This is a genomic window from Sphingomonas sp. LH128, from assembly GCF_000293195.2.
GTDB classification, from domain to species: Bacteria; Pseudomonadota; Alphaproteobacteria; order Sphingomonadales; family Sphingomonadaceae; genus Novosphingobium; species Novosphingobium resinovorum_A.
Genome location: NZ_ALVC01000426.1, coordinates 1 through 5,310, shown reverse-complemented (window position 1 = coordinate 5,310; position 5,310 = coordinate 1). Strand labels below are relative to the sequence as shown.

5 protein-coding genes are annotated in these 5,310 nt (G+C 65.9%); all 5 read left to right on the top strand.

What is annotated here, in order from left to right; translation table 11 throughout:
* Window positions 1-134: 134 nt before the first annotated feature.
* The 5 genes from LH128_RS27165 (at window position 135) to LH128_RS31585 (ending at window position 5,195) form a co-directional block, all read left to right on the top strand.
* Window positions 135-2,369: a TonB-dependent receptor gene (locus LH128_RS27165; protein ID WP_008832910.1), complete on the top strand. Its 2,235-nt coding sequence runs from the start codon at window positions 135-137 to the stop codon at window positions 2,367-2,369.
* Window positions 2,370-2,506: 137 nt separating this feature from the next.
* A complete protein-coding gene (locus tag LH128_RS27160; protein ID WP_008832909.1) occupies window positions 2,507-3,253 on the top strand; it encodes an SDR family oxidoreductase in 747 nt (248 codons plus the stop codon).
* Window positions 3,250-4,317, top strand: coding sequence for a nuclear transport factor 2 family protein (locus LH128_RS27155; protein ID WP_008832908.1), 1,068 nt, complete (start codon window positions 3,250-3,252; stop codon window positions 4,315-4,317). The genes LH128_RS27160 and LH128_RS27155 overlap by 4 nt, the downstream gene beginning before the upstream one ends.
* 100 nt (window positions 4,318-4,417) lie before the next feature.
* Window positions 4,418-4,996 carry an SDR family NAD(P)-dependent oxidoreductase gene (locus LH128_RS27150; protein WP_008832907.1) on the top strand — a complete coding sequence of 193 codons (579 nt, stop codon included), beginning with the start codon at window positions 4,418-4,420 and terminating at the stop codon, window positions 4,994-4,996.
* A complete protein-coding gene (locus LH128_RS31585) occupies window positions 4,896-5,195 on the top strand; it encodes an SDR family oxidoreductase (RefSeq protein WP_083910363.1) in 300 nt (99 codons plus the stop codon). The genes LH128_RS27150 and LH128_RS31585 overlap by 101 nt, the downstream gene beginning before the upstream one ends.
* Window positions 5,196-5,310 lie beyond the last annotated feature (115 nt).

The window sequence follows — 5,310 nt, the reverse complement described above, 5'->3', positions numbered from 1 at the left end:
TACCAGTTCGATAAACCCCTCACGGCACATCGGACGCAATCTACCCGTCGCCGAAACGAACATCGCATTGTTCACGGCCGACCATCTGGCTCAATGCAAGCTCACGCCTCGCACTTGGCGCCGCCGCGCTTCTCGTGCCGCAGGTGGTCTTTGCCCAGAATGATCCAGCACCGCAGGCCGAAACGCAGTCCGGCGGCATCCAGGAGATCGTCGTCACCGCGCAGAAGAAGTCCGAAAACCTGCAGGATGTGCCGATCTCGATCACCGCCGTCGGCGGCGAGGCGCTGGCATCGACGCAGGGCACTTCGCTGCAGGCGCTGCAAGGCCAGATCCCCAACGTCCAGATCGACAACTTCGCCAACACCCCGCAGAGCGCGGTCTTCACCGTGCGCGGCATCGGCGTGATCGAGCCTGACCCTTATGCGGGCAACACCGTGTCGATCGTCGTCGACGGCGTGCCGCAGTTCTTCTCTATGGGCGCGCTGCTCGACCTCTACGACGTCGACCGCATCGAAGTTCTGCGCGGGCCGCAGGGCACGCTGTTCGGCGCCAACACCACGGGCGGTGTCATCAACGTCGTCACCAAGCAGCCGACCGGCGATTTCGGCGGCCACGTCAAGGCGGTCTACGGCAACTACAACCGCATGGACCTGACCGGCTCGATCGAGGCGCCGCTGGTCAAGGACGTGCTGTCGCTCAAGGTCGCGGGCATTCACACGCAGCGCAAGGGCTGGGTCACCAACGTCGTCGACGGCTCGGACATGGGCCGCAAGAACCTCGACGCGGTGCGTGCCTATCTGAAGTTCACGCCCGGCTCCAACTTCGACGCGACGTTGCAGGGCGAATATGTCAACGCCCGCAACGGCTCGCCCATCGTCATCAACGGCGCGCGGCCCGGAGAGGCGCTCTACACCGCGCCGGGCACGACAGGCCCCGGCACCGGCGGCATGTACGTCAGCCCCTGCGCCACCGCCGGAAGCTGCACCGCGCCCGACAAGTACTACGGCGCCAACAACTCGGTGCCCGATCAGTCCAACATGGACACCTATTCCGGCACGCTGACGATGAACTGGCGCAACACGGGCATCGGCGACTGGACCGCGATCACCGGTTACAAGCACTTCACGCTGCGCGAGTTCACCGATCAGGACGGCACGCCGCTGTTCCTCAACGACACCTACCGTCGCACCGAGGGCTGGCAGTTCAGCCAGGAACTGCGCACCAACCTTGAACTGACCGACACTCTGAACGTCCTCGTCGGCGGCTTCTACCTCAAGAACCACTACGACCATATCCAGGCTTATCGCCTGCAGTTCGCCGCGCCCGGCCTGCTGCAGATCAACCTGCAGGATCAGGACAACTATTCGGTCTCCGGCTTCGCGCAAGGGTACTGGCAGGCGACCGACAGGCTCAAGCTGCAAGCCGGCATCCGCTATTCGCATGAGCAGACCGAATCGACGCCCAGCCTCATCACCTCGATCGGCGATCCGGCGGGCTCGAACTATACCGGGATCGGCAACACCGTCATCGGCAGCTTCACCGTGGGCGGCAAGAAGAGCTGGAACAACGTCGGCTGGAAACTCGGCGCGGACTACGAAGTGGCCGACGACGCGCTGCTCTACGCCAGCTGGGCGCGGGGCTTCAAGTCGGGCGGCTTCACCGCGCGCGTCGGCGTTCCTGCGGACGGCGATACGCCCTACAATCCGGAAAAGGTCGATACTTTCGAGGCGGGCATCAAGGCCGACTTCCTCGACCGGCACCTGCGCGTGAACCTGGCGGCGTTCTACACCAATTACCGCGACATGCAGGTCGCGCAAATCTACTTCGACGATACGACCAACACGCAGGGCAACCGCATTCTCAATGCCGGTAAGTCCGAGATCAAGGGCTTCGAACTGGAAACCACGGCGGTGCCGGTGGAGGGCATGACGCTGCGCGCCTCGCTGGCTTACCTCGATGCCAAGTACAAGCAGTTCCTCTATGCCGACCCGCTCTCCGGGCAGGTGCTCGATCTGGAAGGCTACCGCCTGCAGAATGCGCCCAAGTGGAACGCCAGCCTCGGCGCCAACTTCGTGATCCCGCTGGGTAACGGCGCCGACCTCGTCAGCGACGTGAGCTATACCTACACCAGTTCCAAGTACTACACCGCGATCCTCGATACGCCGCGCTCGAAGATCCAGCCCACGCATCTCGTCGATGCCTCGCTGACCTACAAGCCGGACGGCGGTGCCTGGTCGGTGGGTCTGTGGGCGACCAACCTGCTGGATTCGCGCTACATGTCGACGGTGTTCGACAGCCCCGGCTACGCGGGCCTCGCAGGCTACGCACCGCCGCGCCAGTGGGGCGGTTCGGTCAGTTTCGAGTTCTGAGAATGCCGTCGTCCCGGGCTCGCCCCGGGACCGCTGGCCGGGAACAACCCACCTATCGGCGGGGCACCCGGCCAGTCCCAGCCTGAAGACAGCCACCGGTCCCGGATCGAGTCCGGGACGACGAATTGGGAGATCCCATGAACCGCGTATCCGGCAAAGTCGCCCTCATCACCGGCGGAGCCTCCGGCCTCGGCGCTGCCGACGCCCGGCTGCTGGCGGCGGAAGGCTCGAAAGTCGTCATCACCGACCTGCAGGCCGACCTCGGCCGCGAGGTCGCCGCATCCATCCCGGACGTCCTGTTCCTCGAACACGACGTGCGCGACGAGGCGCAGTGGCAGGACGTGGTAGCGGAGACCATCGCCCGCTTCGGCAGGCTCGACGTGTTGGTGAACAATGCAGGGCTGGTGCGCTTCGGCAATGTCGAGGACTGCGATCTCGACATCTTTCGCCTGCAGATGCAGGTCATGGTCGAGGGGTGCTTCCTAGGCTGCAAGAGCGCCATCCCTCACATGACCAAGGGAGGCGGCGGCTCGATCGTCAATGTCGCTTCGGTCGCCGCGCTCAAGGGGATCAGCGCGATCCCCGCCTACAGCGCCGCCAAGGCGGGCATCATAGCGCTCACCCGCAGCGTCGCGGTGCATTGCCGGGAGCAGGGCTACGCGATCCGCTGCAACGCCATCGCGCCGGGCGCGCACGATACGCCGATGACGCGGCAGGCTTTGGATCAATTGCCGCAGGACAATGCCGGGCTTGATCAGGTTCAGGCTCACGGACAGGGCCGGCCGGAGGACGTCGCGAACCTGGTCCTGTTCCTCGCGTCCGAGGAATCGCGGCAGATCACCGGCACCCATATCGTCATCGACAACGGGGAGACGGTGGGATGAACATCTCCGAAGTCGCCGACCGGCAGGCCATCGCCAACGTCCTCGCCCAGCACAGCCGGGGCGTGGACCGTGCCGATGCCGGGCTTTTGGCGGACTGCTACCACCCCGACGGCACCGTCGATTATCGCTTCTACGACGGTCCCGCGCCCGAGTTCGCGGCGATCCTCGCGGGCGCGCAGAAGGCGGGGCCGGTCACCCTCCACCGCACCGCGCAGATGTGGATCGAGACGCAGGGCGATATGGCATGGTCGGAAAGCTACATCATGGCCTACGCCTCCAGCGCCGGAGAGGCTGGACCCGCCACCCAGCACCTGATCTGCGGCCGCTACCTCGACCGGCACGACCGCCGCGACGGGCGGTGGCGGATGAATCACCGCACCTACGTGCTCGACACCAGCGTCAACTGGACCGGCGGTCTGCCCCTGCCCGGCCTCGGCCCGCTGGCGAGGCATCTTCCCACCGGCGGACACGGCAGCGCCGATGCCGGAATCGCGCTGCTCGCACAGGCCCGCGCCCGCAATACGACGAGAGGAATCCGACCGATGACGCATGACGACGCTAAGATCGACGCGGTGATCTCGCGCCAAGAGATCGCCGACCTGACGATGGCCTATTGCCGCGGTGTGGACCGCGCCGATGCAGATTTGCTGGCCAACGTGTTCCACCCCGAAAGCACCGTCGTCAGCGGCGCCTTCAACGGCAATGGCCGAACGTTCGCCACCGAGATCTGCGCGCTTGTGGAGGCTACCTACGAGCAGACCTTCCACTCGATCGCCAACCAGTGGATCGAGATCGAAGGCCATGGCGCAGTGGGCGAGACGTACGTGATCGCCGTCTCCACCTCGCGCGGCGATGAGAAGACCGACACCCTCACCGGCGGCCGCTACATCGACCGCTTCGAGCGCCGCGATGGCCGCTGGGCCATTGCCGAGCGGACTTTCGTGCTCGACTGGCTGCGCGCCGAACCCAGCACCCGCGACATGACCGGTGGCATGCACGCCGCGCTCGACCTGCACGGCACGCGCGGGAAATCGGACCCGGTCTATACGTTCTCACGGGGTTGACCGGACCGTCGTTTCGGCCAGTTGCCCCCCTTGCTCGCGCGGCGCAGGGCGCGTGCCTGCATCCGAGCAGCGCCAATGAAACGATGGAGAGAGACGAACCGTGGATGCTACCCGACTGGACGGCGCGATCGCGCTGGTTACCGGCGTCAGCGGCGATATCGGTGCGGCGGTCTGCGATCTGCTCGAAGCGCGGGGCGCAACGGTCGTGCGCTCCGACTTACGCGCGCCATCGGGTGGGGCGGGCGAGTTCCTCGCCCTCGACGTCACCAGCGAGGCAAGCTGGACCGATACTCTTGCCGCCATCGAGAGGCGCCACGACGCTCTCGACGTGCTCGTGACCAATGCTGGCATCGCGCCGATGGAACGGATCGACGCCATGCCACTGGAGGACTGGCGCCGCTGCCAGCAGGTCAACGTCGAGGGGGTGTTCCTCGGTCTCAAGCTGGCCTCGCCGCTGCTCGCCCGCAGCGTCAGCCGTCGGCCGGGCGGTGCCTCGGTGGTCAACTTGTGTTCGGGCGCTTCGGACCGGCCCGCCGCCTTCAGCGCAGCCTATTGTGCGAGCAAGGGCGGCAGCACGGATGCTCACCCGCGCCGCTGCAGTGGAGTTCGCCGCGCTCAAAATGCCGATCCGCGTCAACTCAGTGCATCCTGGCGTGGTCGTGTCCGCGATGATGGATGACATTCTTGCCACCTACTCGCGGATCACCGGCGGCACCCCGGTCGAGACTCTAAGCGCGGGCGTCGTCGCCGGCGACCCGATGGGCCGCTTCGTGGAGCCGGCCGAAGTGGCCGAAGCCGTCGCATTCATGGCCTCCAGCGCCGCCCGTTACGTCCACGGCGATGCGATCCACGTCGACGGCGGATACGCCGCAGCGTGACAACTGGTTGGTTGTCGTTGTTTAACAGGCTGCGGAAAAAGGCGCCGCAGTGGTCACCGTCGATCTGCGTTCGAAGGAGGGGGACTGGTCTGTCGCTCGTTTCAGGGTGAAATTC